This window comes from Candidatus Accumulibacter similis (assembly GCA_013347225.1).
Classification (GTDB): Bacteria; Pseudomonadota; Gammaproteobacteria; order Burkholderiales; family Rhodocyclaceae; genus Accumulibacter; species Accumulibacter similis.
In genome coordinates this window covers 4,888,326-4,904,415 of the sequence record CP054595.1, presented here as the reverse complement: position 1 = coordinate 4,904,415, position 16,090 = coordinate 4,888,326, and the positions used below count along the sequence as shown (strand labels likewise).

13 protein-coding genes are annotated in these 16,090 nt (G+C 66.3%); 5 read left to right on the top strand and 8 right to left on the bottom strand.

Translation table 11 applies throughout. From position 1 onward, the window contains the following. Window position 1: 1 nt before the first annotated feature. Window positions 2-1,012: a hypothetical protein gene (locus tag HT579_21655; GenBank protein ID QKS31304.1), complete on the bottom strand. Its 1,011-nt coding sequence runs from the start codon at window positions 1,010-1,012 to the stop codon at window positions 2-4. A 372-nt stretch (window positions 1,013-1,384) separates the two neighbouring features. Here HT579_21655 and vsr point away from each other — a divergent pair, with 372 nt between their 5' ends. Next, window positions 1,385-1,939, top strand: a complete 555-nt coding sequence (gene vsr, locus HT579_21650; GenBank protein ID QKS31303.1) for a DNA mismatch endonuclease Vsr — start codon at window positions 1,385-1,387, stop codon at window positions 1,937-1,939. On the opposite strand, the gene HT579_21645 is transcribed toward vsr, so the two are convergent. Both HT579_21645 and HT579_21640 read right to left on the bottom strand, forming a co-directional pair. Then, complete coding sequence (locus HT579_21645) at window positions 1,924-3,555, bottom strand: DNA cytosine methyltransferase (GenBank protein ID QKS31302.1); 1,632 nt, start codon at window positions 3,553-3,555, stop codon at window positions 1,924-1,926. The two genes, vsr and HT579_21645, sit on opposite strands and share 16 nt — an antisense overlap. Window positions 3,556-4,784: 1,229 nt before the next feature. Further along, window positions 4,785-6,419, bottom strand: a complete 1,635-nt coding sequence (locus HT579_21640) for an ATP-dependent helicase (GenBank protein ID QKS31301.1) — start codon at window positions 6,417-6,419, stop codon at window positions 4,785-4,787. A 161-nt stretch (window positions 6,420-6,580) separates the two neighbouring features. Between HT579_21640 and HT579_21635 the strand changes: the two genes are divergently transcribed. After that, window positions 6,581-6,853, top strand: a complete 273-nt coding sequence (locus tag HT579_21635) for a DUF2442 domain-containing protein (protein QKS31300.1) — start codon at window positions 6,581-6,583, stop codon at window positions 6,851-6,853. A 267-nt stretch (window positions 6,854-7,120) separates the two neighbouring features. Here HT579_21635 and HT579_21630 read toward each other — a convergent pair whose 3' ends face one another. Together HT579_21630 and HT579_21625 are read right to left on the bottom strand one after the other, a co-directional pair. Then, a complete protein-coding gene (locus HT579_21630) occupies window positions 7,121-7,912 on the bottom strand; it encodes a polysaccharide pyruvyl transferase family protein (protein ID QKS31755.1) in 792 nt (263 codons plus the stop codon). A gap of 86 nt (window positions 7,913-7,998) precedes the next feature. Then, on the bottom strand, window positions 7,999-8,856 hold the full coding sequence (locus tag HT579_21625; protein QKS31299.1) for a class I SAM-dependent methyltransferase: 858 nt from the start codon (window positions 8,854-8,856) through the stop codon (window positions 7,999-8,001). A 452-nt stretch (window positions 8,857-9,308) separates the two neighbouring features. Between HT579_21625 and ahpC the strand changes: the two genes are divergently transcribed. Then, the gene (gene ahpC / locus HT579_21620; protein ID QKS31298.1) at window positions 9,309-9,872 is read left to right on the top strand and encodes a peroxiredoxin; all 564 of its coding nucleotides are present in this window, start codon (window positions 9,309-9,311) and stop codon (window positions 9,870-9,872) included. 125 nt (window positions 9,873-9,997) lie between these two features. Then, window positions 9,998-11,557: an alkyl hydroperoxide reductase subunit F gene (gene ahpF / locus HT579_21615; protein ID QKS31297.1), complete on the top strand. Its 1,560-nt coding sequence runs from the start codon at window positions 9,998-10,000 to the stop codon at window positions 11,555-11,557. A 76-nt stretch (window positions 11,558-11,633) separates the two neighbouring features. Here the strand turns inward: ahpF and HT579_21610 are convergent, their stop codons facing one another. The 3 genes from HT579_21610 to polA form a co-directional block, all read right to left on the bottom strand. After that, window positions 11,634-11,960, bottom strand: a complete 327-nt coding sequence (locus HT579_21610) for a hypothetical protein (protein ID QKS31296.1) — start codon at window positions 11,958-11,960, stop codon at window positions 11,634-11,636. Window positions 11,961-12,093: 133 nt separating this feature from the next. Then, window positions 12,094-12,687: a DUF2242 domain-containing protein gene (locus HT579_21605; GenBank protein QKS31754.1), complete on the bottom strand. Its 594-nt coding sequence runs from the start codon at window positions 12,685-12,687 to the stop codon at window positions 12,094-12,096. A 26-nt stretch (window positions 12,688-12,713) separates the two neighbouring features. Continuing rightward, complete coding sequence (gene polA / locus HT579_21600) at window positions 12,714-15,458, bottom strand: DNA polymerase I (protein ID QKS31295.1); 2,745 nt, start codon at window positions 15,456-15,458, stop codon at window positions 12,714-12,716. Window positions 15,459-15,703: 245 nt separating this feature from the next. Here polA and HT579_21595 point away from each other — a divergent pair, with 245 nt between their 5' ends. Further along, entirely contained in the window at window positions 15,704-16,045 is a 342-nt protein-coding gene (locus HT579_21595; protein ID QKS31294.1) for a DUF2782 domain-containing protein, read from the top strand. Window positions 16,046-16,090 lie beyond the last annotated feature (45 nt).

Sequence of the window (16,090 nt, the reverse complement as noted above, 5' to 3'; positions counted from 1 at the left end):
GTTAGTTTCTCTTTCGAATCACGGTTGCCGAGACGCTTCGCGGCATTCCGGCCGGAACTTTCGGAAATTCCTCGCGCTGGTACCACTGCGAAAGGCTCGCCAGTTTCGAGCCGACGGCCTCGAGCGCATCGCGATCGAGCGTTCGCGGAACAACAGCGAGGATATCCGAATTCCTGAACTCTTCCTGTTCGAGTGCCCTGAGAAAAGCGGCGTCCCCCTCTGTCACCACGAGTTCCGGCTTGCGCGTCTGCCGATCGAGTTCCCTTGTCCTAGAATTGAAATAGGAAACGCGGGACACGGAACCCGGCGACCACTGATGAACCGAAAGCAGCGTGGCCAGATCGGACTCGGCTCCACGCACGCGAAAGCGGGTTCCTGCAAACATCTCCCGCGCTGCCGCCTGCCCCAGCGAACGTCCGCCGAGGCACACCGCGGAATCCGACAGTGAGAGATTGCGCTTCAGCACCTCAAGGCTCATCAGACCGGAAATCCCGCCGTACAATGGCGCCTTGGGGAGTGCCAGCCCGTCCTGAATTCCTACGGGCGGCTCGCCGTCCACCGTCCAGTTCCCCGCGGTATGGGGCGTGATCGTCTGGCGTGTCGAGTGTCTCGAGTCCAACTGGCGCACCCACACCATCCCCGGTTCCTGCTCGCCATCGGCGACGAAGCGGGCTCGCCTGCCCCCCAGCCTCCTCAGAACGACGGTTTGGTTACGTTCCGTGACCAGCGATTCGATCCGAGTGAAATGGGCTGCCTGATCGTTCGCATCGGCGAGCGACAGGCGCCGGCACATGGCCCCGAGACAGATCAGCCCGGCGGCTGACGAATCGCAGGGCGTCGTCACAAGCGCGATCCGGCGCCGGTCCTTTGGCCCGGCGGACCAGACCGCCCCGAGACAAATCATGAATCGCACCCAGTTGGGGATCGTTCTCCAAGCGGTCTCGCCCTCGGCATATTCCAGCAGATCGCAACTGTCCACTGCCGCTACGGCTAATTCGGAAATCACGCTCATGGTTCCCCATTCCCCTCTCCATGCAGGGCTTGCCCGGTATCCTGGAACCTGGAAACAGGCTGCATCGAACTTGCCTGCAAGCCCCCACTGTTGACAGCTCCTCATGTTCGACCATGTGACCCCTTCGCATCAAGCAAACCGTCGTCGGTCATGCCTCGGCCATTGCCGACGATGATTGCCATGGGCGGCTCGCCGGACAAATGAAAGAGGGCCTCCGCACCTGCCGAATTGCTGTTGTCGGTCAGAAAGGGAATCGCAGTGTAAAGCGAGCAACCAAGGCCCCGCATCGATCCCGAGAGCCAAGCAGCACTCAGAGAATGAAACCGATCGTGAGCCATCAGCCGCACTTGACTCTGCTTCTGAGTCAGGCACATGGTAAGCTCGAAAAACTTGCCTCGCCGCCGTTATCCGCTCGCACCGACGGGCAGACGCGCGAGGCTGCTGTTTCTCTGGATATCCAAGCGGAAGGTAGCCAAGACAGTGCGCGTCCCGACCACGCCGCAGCGCAGCCGCATGATGTCGAGCATTCGCGGCAAGAACACCAAGCCGGAACGGGCGCTTCGTGCCCTTCTTTTCGCCAGAGGATTTCGCTACCGAATTCATGTGACGACGTTGCCCGGTTCTCCCGATCTCGTCTTCCCCAAGCATCGGGCAGTGGTGTTCGTCCACGGTTGTTTCTGGCACCGACACGAAGGCTGCCGCTACACGGCTAGTCCCAAGGCCAATGCGGAGTTCTGGCGGCAGAAATTCCACGAAAACGTTGCCCGTGACTCCCGCCATGCCGAGATGCTTCACGGACTTGGCTGGCGCGTGGCTGTCGTCTGGGAGTGCGCCTTGAAGCACTCGGTCCAAGGCACAGCGGAGACTGTCGAGAGGTGGCTGCATGGGAACGAGGACGTTCTGGTGATTGGTCAGGTTACGTGCTGATCCGCTTCGGCAAGCACCGGAACCTTTGTCGACAGCTTCCGCCATTCTTGTTCCGCTTGCTCCTTCAGGACAGAGCCGTTCGTCCGCGTCCCTTTTCGCCTGTGCATCTCGTTTAGGAGGCTGCGCAAGATCCTCGCCAGCCTGTGGGCAAGTAGGGGGGGCACTGCGTTGCCGACTTGCGTGTACTGATCCGTGCGATTGCCCGAAAAGAAATAGTTGTCAGGGAATGTCTGGAGGCGTGCAGCCTCCCTTACCGTGAGACTTCGGCACTGGGTGGGGTCATAATGAATATAGTAGTGCCCGTCCTTCGCAATATGTGCCACCACCGTAGTGGCGGGTTCGTTTCTGCACTGCACGCGGAAGCGATCGTTGAACGGGATGGCTTCCGATCCCTGTTCACCATGAACATTGATGTGATCGGGAAGCAGCTTGGGAGGAAAGATGTTCAGCCGTGGGGAATAACTCGTGGAATGAGCAAAGCTGGCCGAGAACAGGTAGCGGGCGAGATCGGATGCCATGTGGGCGCGTGCTTCATGTTGCAAGACTCCTTTCAAGCTCGGGTCATGCACCCACCGCTGAAGTTGGGTCGGCTTCTTCGGCCTTCTGCAGTCTCGCGAGACGAATGCACCGCCGCTCGTGGTGTTGGTCGCGGCAGTGCCAAAGACGCGCATTGTCTCGATCATGGCACACTCGTTTTCCGTCCGCCATCCCTTGACATAGGCAGGCGCAGCTTGGACAGCATTGCGCCAAGCCTCCACTGAGTCACCCCGCGACAGCCTGCTGCGGATTGGCGGAAGATCATCGATGGCGTGTCCGACCGTGACCGGTGGAGATACGGGTGTCAGCAAATTGTGCTGTGGGATGCCCAGACCCTTTCTGACCCCGAGCAGTATCACTCGGTGCCTGTTTTGCGGAATCCCGTAACGCTCCGAAAGGATAAGGTAGTCGGCGGGTTCCAGCGAACCGCCCTCACCCCTCTTGGTGAAGGAGCGAATTTCGTATTCAAGTCCATCGGTAGGCATGGACAGATCCGCAATGATCCTCTCGAACATCGGGTTGCCGGCGTGCTTCGATGAGAGCAGTCCCTTGACGTTCTCCATCACGAAGAGGGTGGGTCGATGCACTTGAATTATTCTCAGGTATTCCTTGTAGAGAAAGTGTTTTTCGTCCCTGTGAAAGTCGTTGTCCTTGGCGCGTCTGGAGCGCCCCGCCAAGGAATACGCTTGACAGGGCGGGCCCCCGATGAGTACCCAGGTTTCCTGTCCTTGCAGTGCAGCGCGAATCGCGCTGTCGATGCAGCTCTCATCCGACTTGCCCAGTTCCAGGCATCGCGCTTCAGCGGCAGCCTGGACGAAGGCACTAGCTACGGCAGGAATCCCGCGGAAAGTGCCTTCGTCCATCTCGCCCCTTAGGTAGCTGTAGTAGTGCCTTACATGGCTGGTGCCGCGCAGGCGCCTGAACAGGGCCCTGAGCGTGAGTGTGCGGTGTGCCACAGGATCCTTTTCAATGGAAAGTCCGATCTCGAAGAATGGCTGGCGCTGGTGGTCCCGCAGAGAGGCGAATCCCTCCGCGAGTCCACCCGGGCCGGCAAAGAGATCAATTACCGGGACCGCCATGCCCTACCTTGTGGAAAGTCGTGTTTTGGGTGATCCTCCTTGAGCCCGCTCGTGGCACAGGGAGACGGCGCAAGTTCGTGCGGCAAAGGAGCCTCTCTACTTGACGCTGAGGGCGCGAGTGCTGCCCTTGCGGTTACGCAAGAGCGTTTTGTCCTCACGCCACGGGACGGGCAGGTGGCGCCAAGCGTTGCAGGGCTGCAGCATGATTGATAAAGGCGGAATTCGAGAGTACGGACCGTCGAGAGCCGAATTTGGCGCCGCACTTCATCGACCGGCTTGCCGGCGCTGCCGATTGGGGCGATGCAACGCGCGAGCGTGGGCCGGAGCTGCGGGCCGACTAGGCCGCCGACGTGGAGGTTCGACATGAGCTGCCGCATGCTCAGCACAGCACGGATGTCCTGGGCGCTGAACCGCAGGCTAGGCAGTTCATATTGCGGGCCGACCATCTGTCCCACCTTTTCGAAGCGGTGGTTGGCGATACGCTCCAGCAACTGTTGGCGCGCGCCAGGAATCTGGTCGATTTCGTAGAAACGTTCCCTGTTGCTCATGGTCTGACCTGCTCTCCCGCGTCACTGCTCGGGATCCGTCTCTGGTCTTGGGCCGCCTCAACTCGTCTGGTGTGGGCTAGGCAGCCGGTCGGAAGGGCTTGTAACGTCAGGATGGTGATCATTCGCGGGCTGATCCCCTTCCCCGGGATGCGTCGCGTACGACCATGGCCAAGTCGTCTTCATCCACGACCCGTGACTCTGGGAGGCTACAGAATGGGCACGACCAAGCGGGAGGCACGACGCTGTCTCTCGTTTCAGTGGCAAAGGTTTCTGGCGACGAGAAGCGATTGTCGCCTAAAAAGGGCCGCACGGCAGCACCAGTCTCGACAATTTTCTCGGTTCGGCGAGGCTGGAGCGATCAGCCACAACGAGTGCGGGGACGGCGACGCTCCAGACCGCCGCATATTCTGATGCGGGATAGCGACAACTTCTCTTTGAGAATGGTGGTATCGCTTGCGTACCTTCGTCGTACTCGCCGGCGCATCGAGGGCCTGTACACGGATCAGGACCGGACGCTTCCGCGCGTCGCCGGCCATGAGGGCCACCTTGAGCGGCTGCATGGGCTGTCGAGGGTGCTGTGGCGGTCACCGAACTTCCTGTCCTTCCCGCGCCGCTGCCGGCCGATGCCGGCAGGCCAACCTCCGCCAAGCCCGCGCGATGAGCCTCCCGCAGAAGAATCGCTCAGCCCATGCACTCGAGCAGCCGCGCGGCCGACCTCTCGTGCACGACGAGGATCAGCTTCATCGAGCTGCGCGTCGCACCGACGAAGAGCTTGCGCACCGCCTGGTCGTCGAGCGCCTCGAAGTCGATCTCGGCGAGGATCACCGCCGGCGCGGACTGGCCCTTGAAGCGGTAGACCGACTCGACCAGCACGTCGCCATCCGTGTAGACCGGCTGCCCGAAGAGATCGTAGTCGCCGGTGAAGTGGCGCAGGCTGGTCTGGCCGAGCCGGTCGAGAGCCATCAGGTGCGACCGCTCGCGGCCGTGGTAGCTGACGATGGCGAGGTCGTGCTTCCTGAAGCCCGCCGAGTAGCAGATGCGGATGGCTTCCTTGACGCGTGCGAGCAGGCCGGCGCTGTCGGCATAGTCGAGGCACTCGATCTCGTCGGCGGCGATCGGCGAGGCGGCCTCGATCGCGGGTTCGCCGGGGAGCAGGCGACGCAGCAGTTCGACGACCGGCCGCGGGCTGCGGTAGTTGCTCTGCGAGCGCAGCGTCACCCAACCGGGCAGCGGCGTCGGCGGGCGCCCGTAGAGGTTCTGCATCGGGTCTTCCAGCCAGAGGAGGCGCGCATCGGCCCGGGCGTGGCGGAAGATGGAATCGCGCCACGTCTCGGAGATGTCCTGGCCCTCGTCGACGATGATCGTGTCGAAGACGAAGGCGGCGCTTGCCGGCAGTGCCGCGGCGCTCTGCTGCAGGCGCTCGAAGGCGTCGGGCGCGGTGAAGTCCGGTGTCTCGCCGGCGTCGCGCAGCCGCTGGTCGCAGAGCTGGTGGTAGGTGCAGGCGAGGCCGCCGGGCGGGGCGATGCGGTTGAAATGGTCGGCCAGCGGGCGGTTGAAGCAGACGTAGAGGGGTCGCTTGCCGGCCTCGATGGTGGCGCGGTATTCGGCCAGCGCGAGCTGCGTCTTGCCCGAGCCGGCCGTGCCGGTGATGCGCAGCCGGAAGGGCTCGAATTCGAGCCGCCGTGCCCACCGGGCGAGGCCGCCGGAAACCCGCGTGACGAGGTTGCGGGCATGCCCCATCAGCGCGCTGACGTCGGTGTCGAGCTGGATCAGGTCGCGCAGGAAGGCGTGGATTTTCGGCGTGGCGGACGTCTTCGCGTGCGCCGGCAACAGTTCCTGGATGACGCGGCAAAGGTGCTCGCGCGCGCTGGCGTCGACGATGCGCTCGCGAGCGAGGCCGGCGGTTTCCGGGTTCCTGACCGTGTAATCCGGGCAGTAGAGCAGGGCGTCGGTGTGCACCGAGGGGATGTCGGCGCGGCTGGCGAGCTTGCCGCGCAGGTTGCCGACCATGCGCGAGATCTGCACGGGGACGCTCTTCGAACGGCCGGGGTATTGTTTGACCAGCCCCGCAGCGGTCTCGCCGAGGAAACCGCTCTTCTGTTCGATCAGCAGGATGTCGCCGGCGAGGTTGACCACGGCGAAGTCGATCTCGCCGAAAATGGCATGGCGCCCTTCGGTCGCGGTCCAGTGCACGGCGTGGTACACCGAATAGGCGTCTGGCAGGCCGTCGGCGAGGATGGCGAGGGTTTCGATCTCGCGCTGCGCGCCTCCGGTGACCGCGAGTTCGCGCCAGCCGTCGGGGATGATGCGGGCCATGCGGGTCTCCTGCCGAGCGCTGTCTGTCAGCACGGGATGGTACGGCAGGTCGGGGCGATCGGTGCACTCCGCCGGCAACCGCGGTCTGGCACCCCGGGATTTACGGGAAATCGAGCGGCTTGTCTTTGAAAACGACCAACCATTGCCCGACAAATACCATAATGAATACCATGATCACTGAAACCGAACTCGTGGCCATCAGGGCCTGGTCTGAAAAGCGGTTCATCTATCTCGAACTGACTGACGGAAGGGTATTCGGTTTTCCGGCAGATCGTTTTCGCATTCTTTGCCAGGCGTCTGAAGATCAGCTCAAGGAGGTTCGGGTCGAAGTCGATGGACATGCGCTGCGCTGGGAAGAGCTTGACGAAGACCTGACGGTCGCCGGTGTCGTTGCGGGCAGATTTCAAATTCCCCTGCCCAGACAGGTGGCCTGATCCAGCACGCAGGGCAAGGTGACGTTCCGGTCACACGAAGGCGCTCGCCCGATGAGCGCCGCTGCCGGAGGTTGTGAATCAATCCACTGCGCGACCGATCTGCGGCGCAGCCCACGCGCTCACGCCCACGGCCGGCTGGCTACGGCGGCGCACAACATGCTGCGCAACACCCCGCCTTCGCCTTCGTCTGCCCATCTGGCAGGCCTCGTCGTTCGCTCGCTCGCGCCGGGCATCCCCGACTGCTCGCGCCGGTTCCGTCGCGACCGCTCAGACGACGTCCGGAAACGATCGCAGCAGTTCGGCGCAACGGCTGTCGACGTCGGGTCGGCGATAGTCGCCGACGAGGCTCTCGGGGCTTTCGTTGCCGCGCAGCAGCCGCGCGTCGAGCGGGGTCGGTTCGGCGAGGCCGAAGGCCGAGTAGTAGTCGGCGAACTTGAGGCTCGAGCGGATGTTCTCGGAGATGATCATGCGCCGGTTCGGGACATCGAGCGCGTCGCTGATGATCAGACCGTGCAGGCTCGATGACAGCACCAGCGCGCAGGACAGCACCTCGTGCAGGATTTCGTCGATCGGCGCAAAGACGTTGATCAGCCGTGCGCCGGGTTTGCGCAGCAGCTCGGCGACGGCGGCGCTGTCCTGGTCGACGAAATGCGGGATGACGCCAAGCGCGTGCCGCTTCGGCGGCCGCGGCCGGCCGCTCCAGTAGTGGCCGACGAGCAGTCCGGGGTCGCCGAGCGCTGTCCCCTGGCCGCGGCCGGCGATGGCGGCCAGCGTGTGGCGGCCGCGGACGGCGTGATAGTGGTGGCGGCCGGGGAATTGCTCGCTGGCGTCGCCGGCGCCGCTGCCCCAGATGTGCAGACGGCGCGGCAGCAGGAATCGCCGCGCCTGTCGTTCCCGCTTCAGGATCGTCCCGATGGCGAGCATGTCGGCGCTGGCGACCGGCGCATGCACCACCGGCCGCCCCGACACCATGCCGACGATCAATGGCGACAGCCAGTCGCCAAAATTCCGCTGCGCGGGATCATCGCGGCCCTCGCCCTGCCACCAGTAGAGTCTGATCGGCTTCAAGAGTCTGTTTCCCGCCTGTTTCTGCTTTCGTCGCAGCTCGCCCTGCTGCGGGCATTCGGGGCCAGCCGGCCTCCCTCTCAGGCGGTGGCAGCGGCGACCATGACGTTGATGTCGCCGTGCTCGGGCCACGCCCGCTTCGATGCGAAGTAGGTCCGCCAGGCGCGCATTCCCCAGCGCGGCCGCGTCAGCGTGCGGCGCAGCGAGGGCGCCGAGTGATCGACGTCGAGTACCCGGAAGGCGGCGAAGCCCGCACGCGTGACGACGGTTTCCAGGCTGGCCGGCGAGAAATAGAAGTGGTGGTCGAGGAGGTAGAGGCTCCAGCGCTCGCCCTCGAGGATCCGCCGCCAGTTCTCGTAGTTGCCGGTTTCCATCAGCAGCACGCCGTCCTTGCGCAGGCGGCCGTGCAGCAGCTGCAGCACCGCCAGCGGGTCGCGCAGGTGCTCGACGACGTCCCACATCGTGATCACGTCGAACTCCTCGTCGGGCAGCGAATCCGTCAGATCGACGCCGTAGTACTCGCGCGCGCGGGCGATCGCCGCTTCGCTCTGTTCGACGCCGACCGCCTGCCAGCCGGCGTCCAGGCTGGCACGGACGAAGGCGCCGGAGCCGGCCCCGAAGTCGAGCAGCCGGCCGGGCAGGGGCCGGACTTCCTGGACATGCGTCAACTTCGCGCGCGCCGCGCGGCGCTTGTTCTCCGAATCGGTCACGTAGCTGTCGCCGGACGACCAGCGCCAGTTCATGTAGGCGCGCGAGGCTTCCTCGGACGGCGGCGGCGTCTGGTAGGCGAGGCGGCAGGCGGGGCACTCGGCGACCGATGTCAGCATGCTGAAACGGGCGGCGATCACGCGCGGCGGGCCCTGCTTGCCGCAGAGCGGGCAGGCGATCGGGTCGAGCCGCGGATAGCTGACCCCATCGATGACATCGACCATGCTCATCGCTTGGGCATCGCCAGTGCGTTCGCCGGCTGGCCTGCCGGCAAGGGTGGTGCAGGGAAAGCGAGATTCACCGGTCCTGATCCTGAAACGAGGTTGCCTGCGGCGAACGGCCGCGTGCCGTGCTGCTGCCCGGGCCGGCCCCGGTCATCCCGCAGGTGCCCGGCCGGCATGCCCTGGCGGTCACCATGCCGAACGGGGTCTGGTGGTCATCGACAGAGCCCCGAGTATCACGGAAATCGTCGGCAGCCGTCAATGCGGACGCCGATCCGGCTTCCCGGTCCGCCGCTCGCCCGCCCTGCGGCGCGCGCCGGATCCGTCCGTTCCCCGCTGCGCTGCCGAATAGCCCCGGGCTATGGCACGAATTACGAGAATCAATTGGAACAATTCTGCCCGCTGCACTACGATTCGTCCGTCGCTTCTTTTCATCCACCGAACTCGAAGGAGAGCTCACGATGTCCTTGATCAATACCGAAGTCAAGCCGTTCAAAGCCACCGCTTTTCACAATGGCAAGTTCGTCCCCGTCTCCGATGCCGACCTGCGGGGCAAGTGGTCCGTCGTCGTCTTCTACCCGGCCGACTTCACCTTCGTCTGCCCGACCGAACTCGGCGACCTGGCCGATGAGTACGCGGACTTCCAGAAGATCGGCGTCGAAGTCTATGCCGTGTCGACCGACACCCACTTCACGCACAAGGCGTGGGCCGATGCTTCCGAGACGATCAAGAAGATCCGCTATCCGATGATCGGCGACCCGACCGGCAACATCACCCGCAACTTCGACGTCATGATCGAGGAAGAGGGCCTGGCGCTGCGCGGCACCTTCGTCGTCAATCCGGAAGGCGTCATCAAGGTCTGCGAAATCCACGATCTCGGCATCGGTCGCGACGCCAAGGAGCTGCTGCGCAAGGTGCAGGCGGCGCAATACGTCGCCAGCCACCCGGGTGAGGTCTGCCCCGCCAAGTGGACTCCGGGCGAGGCCACCCTGGCACCGTCGCTCGACCTCGTCGGCAAGATCTAGCCGCCGCTGCACGCCCTGCTGCCGGGCCCGCAGTCCGGCAGCATACGCGGGTGCCAGCGCAAAGGGGCCGTGAAGCACAGCTTGGCGGCCCCTTTTCCATGCCACTCGTCAATGGAGAAACAGTCATGCTCGACAGCAACATCAGGAACCAGTTGCGCGCCTACCTGGAGAAGATCCAGCAGCCGATCGAACTCGTCACCTCGCTCGACGACAGCCCGCAGTCGCGCGAGATGCTCGCTCTGGTGGAGGAAATCGCCGAGCTGTCGGCCAAGGTCCATGTCCGCCAGGACGGCGATGCCGCGCGCCGGCCGTCGTTCGCCGTCGCCCGCGTCGGTGAGGCGGCGCGCATCAGCTTTGCCGGCATCCCGATGGGGCACGAGTTCACCTCGCTGATCCTCGCCCTGCTGCAGACCGGCGGCCATCCGCCGAAGGTCGAGGCGGGCGTGCTCGACGAGATCCGCGCGATTCCCGGCCGGTTCCACTTCGAGACCTTCATCTCGCTGTCCTGCCACAACTGTCCCGACGTCGTGCAGGCGCTCAACCTGATGTCGGTGATCAACCCCGGCATCAGCCACCAGATGATCGATGGCGCGCTGTTCCAGTCCGAAGTCAGCGAGCGGCAGATCATGGGCGTGCCGACCGTCCTGCTCAACGGCGAGCACTTCGGGCAGGGGCGGATGACGCTCGAGGAGATCGTCGGCAGGATCGATGTCGGTGCCGCGCAGCGCGAGGCGGAGAAGGTCTCGGCGCGGGCGCCCTTCGATGTCCTCATCGTCGGCGGCGGACCGGCCGGCGCCGCGGCCGCGATCTACGCCGCACGCAAGGGCGTGCGCACCGGCGTCGTCAGCGAGCGTTTCGGTGGCCAGGTGCTCGATACGCTGGCGATCGAGAACTTCATTTCGGTCAAGGAGACCGACGGTCCGAAGCTGGCTGCCGGGCTCGAGGAGCACGTGCGCGAGTACGAGGTCGACATCATGAACCTGCAGCGTGCCGAGGCACTGGTCGCCGCCGGCGACGACGGCCTTGCCGAGGTACGCCTGGCCAGCGGCGCCAGCCTGCGCAGCCGGACGGTGATCATCGCCACCGGCGCCCGCTGGCGCGAGATGAACGTCCCCGGCGAGAAGCAGTACCGTGGCCATGGCGTCGCCTATTGCCCGCACTGCGACGGCCCGCTGTTCAAGGGCAAGCGGGTGGCCGTCATCGGTGGCGGCAACTCGGGCGTCGAGGCGGCGATCGACCTCGCCGGCGTCGTCGGCCATGTCACGCTGCTCGAGTTCGAAGCCAGCCTGCGCGCCGACGCGGTGCTGCAGAAGAAGCTGTTCAGCCTGCCGAACGTCAAGGTGATCACGCAGGCGCTGACCACCGAGGTCACGGGCGACGGGCAGAAGGTCAACGGCCTCATCTACACCGATCGGGCCAGCGGCGAGTCGCAGCGCATCGACCTCGAGGGTGTCTTCGTGCAGATCGGCCTGCTGCCGAACAGCGACTGGCTGAAGGGAACGCTGGCCCTCTCGCGGCACGGCGAGGTCGAGATCGACGCGCGCACGCAGACCTCGCTGCCCGGCGTCTTTGCCGCCGGCGACGTGACGACCGTGCCCTACAAGCAGATCGTCATCGCCATGGGCGAAGGTTCGAAAGCCGCACTGAGCGCCTTCGATCACCTGATCCGCAGCTCCGTCGCCTGAAGACTGCGGCGTCCCGGCACGTGCCGGGACGCCGGCCGGGCTGCCGCCGGCGCCCGCCCGCCGGCAGCGCCAGGCATCAGCCGAAGAGGATGACCTTCAGCTTCTCGTACCAGCTGAGCCCAGACCACCAGCGCATGCCGTTGTCGCGCAGGCGGTGGCCGGCCGGCGTCAGGTTGAGGGTGTGGGCGCCAAACTCGGTGCGCCCGGTCTTGACGATGAAATGTCCCCGCATCAGGTACTGCGCGATGCCCGGCTGCACCTGCTGTCCGCCGAGGGTCCAGCGCGTGCCATAGCCGTCCTCCGCTCCGGGAAGCATCAGCATCGGTTCGCGCTGGTGCAGGCAACGCAGCACCATCAGCGTCTCGTAGCGGGCCGGGATTTCGCTTGTATCGCGTGGGTTCATCACGCTGTCGATTATCCACTACACTGGCGCGGAAAGTTGCGCCCAACCGCTGTCGAGAGACTTCAATGGGCGGCTGCGCGGGGTCGCCCGGCGGCAATCGTGCCCGATGCGCCGATCCGCAGTTGCCCGCCGCCTAGCGACCAGCCGCCTGCGGCGCCAGGTTGCGCTGGATCAGGGCGAAGAAGCGGTCGTAGAAGGGGCCGGCGGGGATCGTCTCGCTGGCGACCTTGACCAGCGAGTCCTCGTTCGACCCGAGCGGGATCGACAGCGAGCCGATGGCGGCGACGCCGACGCTCGCCGAGTTCGGGTTCTTCTTCAGCGTGTAGCGGTCCTCGATGGCGCTGACGTAGGCCGTCGCCAGCCTGTCCTGGCCGGGCTCGCTGGTGCACACGACGTTGAAGACGATCTGCACATGCACCTCGCCCTGCGGCTGGAAGTGCTTGCTGGCGCTGACCGCGTCGGGCTTCACCGCCGTCAGCAGGTAGCCCTGGCTGAGCAGCGCGCGCCGGGCCGCTTCGCAGGTCGCTTCGGCGCTGGCGTCGAAGAGGCGTGAGAAGGTCTCGTCGGCCGCGAAATCCTCGCTCTGGTAGACGGAGGGGCCGCGTGCTGCGCCACCGCACGCGGCGAGTCCGCATGCCAGCAGTGCCGCCAGCAGCAGGCCACGCGCGCCCCGGCGCAGCGGGCACCGCCGGTGCGGCGCGTGCGGCTGCCGCGAGGCGGGGCGCATGCTGCCGGCAGCCCTGCCGCTGCGGCTCAATGTGCCTCGTCCCAGTTGGCGCCGACGCCGATGTCGACGACCAGCGGCACGCGCAGGGTGGCGACCTCGCTCATCAGCCGCGGCAGCTCGCCGCGCACGCGCGGCAGTTCGTCGGCCGGCACTTCGAGGACGAGTTCGTCATGCACCTGCAGCAGCAGGCGGGTGCGCAGGCCTTCGCTGTCGAGCCAGCCCTGGACGGCGATCATCGCCGACTTGATCAGGTCGGCGGCGGTACCCTGCATCGGCGCGTTGATCGCCGCGCGTTCGGCGCCCTGGCGGCGGCCGGCCTGGCTCGAGCGGATTTCGGGCAGCCACAGGCGGCGACCGAAGACGGTCTCGACGTAGCCCTGGCTCTTCGCCGCCGCGCGCGTCGCTTCCATGTAGGCGGCGACTCCCGGGTAGCGGGCGAAGTAGCGGTCGATGTACGACTGCGCCGCGCCGCGTTCGAGGTCGAGCTGGCGCGCCAGGCCGAAGGCGCTCATGCCGTAGATGAGGCCGAAGTTGATCACCTTGGCGACGCGCCGCTGGTCGGCGCCGACTTCATCGGGTGCGACGCCGAAGATCTCGCTCGCGGTCGCCCGGTGCACGTCTTCGCCGGCGGCGAAGGCGGCGAGCAGCCGCGCGTCCTGCGACAGGTGCGCCATGATGCGCAGCTCGACCTGCGAATAGTCGGCGGAGAGCAGATGGCTGCCGGGCGGGGCGACGAAAGCGGCGCGGATGCGGCGGCCCTCGGCGGTGCGCACCGGGATGTTCTGCAGGTTGGGGTCGCTCGAGGCGAGACGGCCGGTGACCGCCACCGCCTGCGCGTAGCTGGTGTGCACGCGGCCGGTGGTGGCGTTGATCATCTTCGGCAGCTTGTCGGTGTAGGTGCCCTTGAGCTTGGCGAGCTGCCGCGTTTCGAGCAGGATCTTTGGCAGCGGGTAGTCGAGGGCCAGCTCGGAGAGCACTTCCTCGTCGGTCGATGGCGTTCCCGATGGGGTCTTCTTCTTCACCGGCAGCCCGAGCCGGTCGAACAGGATCTCGGCGAGCTGCTTCGGCGAATTGAGGTTGAAGGGTTGCCCGGCGGCGGCATGCGCGCGTTCCTCGAGTTCGAGCAGGCGCTTGCCGATCTCGTGGCTCTGCTGCGTCAGCAGGTCGGCATCGATCAGGATGCCGGTGCGCTCCATGCGGAAGAGGACGTCGCGCACCGGCATCTCGATCTCTTCGTAGATCCGCCGCAGGCCGGCGTCGCCGTCGATCTGCGGGTACAGCCGCTGCTGCAGGCGCAGGCAGAGGTCGGCGTCCTCGGCGGCATAGGCTGCCGCCTGGTCGATCGCCACCTGCTCGAAGCCGATCTGGTTGACACCCTTGCCGCAGAGCGCTTCGTAGGGAATCGTCTGCAGTCCGAGGTGGCGGCTGGCGAGCTGTCCGAGGTCGTGCCCGCGGACGCCGTCGCGACCCGATTCGAGGACGTAGGACTGGAGCAGGGTGTCGTGCCGCACGCCGGCGAGGCGGATGCCGTGGTTGGCGAGGACGTGCTGGTCGTACTTGAGGTTCTGGCCGATCTTTGCCCGCGCGGGGTCTTCGAGCCACGGCTGCAGGCGTGCCAGCACGGCGTCCTGCGGCAGTTGCGATGGTGCGCCGGGGTAGCGGTGGGCGAGCGGCAGGTACGCCGCATCGCCCGGCGCGACCGCCAGCGACAGGCCGACGAGGCGGGCGGCGAAGGGGTCGAGGCTGGTGGTCTCGGTGTCGAGCGCGCAGAGTTCGCAGTCGCCGATCTTCTGCAGCCAGCGGTCGAAGGCGGGCCAGTCGAGGATCGTCTCGTAGGCGGCACGGTGGGCGCCGTCGGCGGCCGCGGGCGCGGCGGCCGGCGGCGTCGCTGCCGGCGGCGCCGCAGCGGCGTCGGACGTTCCCTGCACCTCGCGCAGCCACGAGCGCATCTCGTAGTGGCGGAACAGCTCGAGCAGCCGCTCGCGGTCGATGGGGCGTGGCTGCAGTTCGGCGAGCGTCAGCGGCAGCTCGAGGTCGCAGCGCACGGTGACGAGGCGGCGCGCCAGCGGCAGGAAATCCAGTGCGCGCCGCAGGTTGTCGCCGACGGCACCGCCGATGCCGGCGGCGGCGGCGATCACCCCGTCGAGCGAACCGTACTGCTGCAGCCAGCGGACTGCGGTCTTCGGTCCCACCTTGTCGACGCCGGGGATGTTGTCGACGCTGTCGCCGACGAGCGCCAGGTAATCGACGATGCGCCCGGCGGGGACGCCGAAGCGGCTGACGACGCCGGCCTCGTCGAGCGTTTCGTTGCTCATCGTGTTCACCAGTCGCACCTGTGGGCCGACGAGTTGCGCCAGGTCCTTGTCGCTGGTGGACACCACCACCTGGATGCCCTGCGCCGCCGCCTGCGTCGCCAGCGTGCCGATGACGTCGTCGGCCTCGACGCCGTCGACGACCAGCAGCGGCCAGCCGAGGGCGGCGATGGCGCCGTGCAGCGGCTCGATCTGGCGGACGAGGTCGTCGGGCATCGGTGGCCGGTTGGCCTTGTAGAGCGCGTACCAGTCGTCGCGGAAGGTGCGTCCCTTGGCGTCGAAGACGCAGGCCTTGTAGTCGATTCCCGACGCCTGGTGGTCGCTCTCGAGCCGCCGCAGCATGTTGAGCACGCCGTGGATCGCGCCGGTCGGCTCGCTCTGCGTCGTGCGCAGATCGGGCAGGGCGTGGAAGGCCCGGTAGAGGTAGGAGGATCCGTCGACCAGCAGCAGGGTGGGCATGGGCGGGGGCAGGGCAATGAGGGTGGATGGTCAGCGGGCCAGGCTGTCACGGCGCGTGACATGCAGCATGTCGTGCCGTCGCCAGCGCAGCCGCCACGAATCCTCTGCATTATGGCAGAGTTCGGCGTCCGGCCGCGCCGTCTCGGACGGTGTGCCGGAGTCGCTGGCAGCGCACGATTCTGTACTACAATCAGGGCTGGCCGGTGCCATGCCGGCCAGCCGATCAATCATCCGGAAGACCGCTGATGCGCCGCACCCATGCCTTCCTGGCCATGCTGGCTCTCGCCACGGCGCCAGCGCTTGCCCAGACTCCGCCCGATTTGCAGCCCTTGCCGGCCGTGCCGCCACCACCACCGGAAATGGCGCCGCTCGACGCTGCGATGGAGCCGGAAGTGACGATCGTCCAGCGGGACGGCGACACGGTCGAGGAACACCGGATCGGCGGCAGGCTCTACATGATCAGGGTGACGCCGGCGCACGGGGTGCCGTACATCCTGGTCGACCACCAGGGTGACGGGAATTTCGCGCGGCAGTCGATCGGCGGCCCGCCGATCAGCGTCCCGATGTGGACCATCGGCACCTTCTGAACGGCAGGCCGCCAGTCCTCCTGCCGCTGCCTGCCCGACATCGCA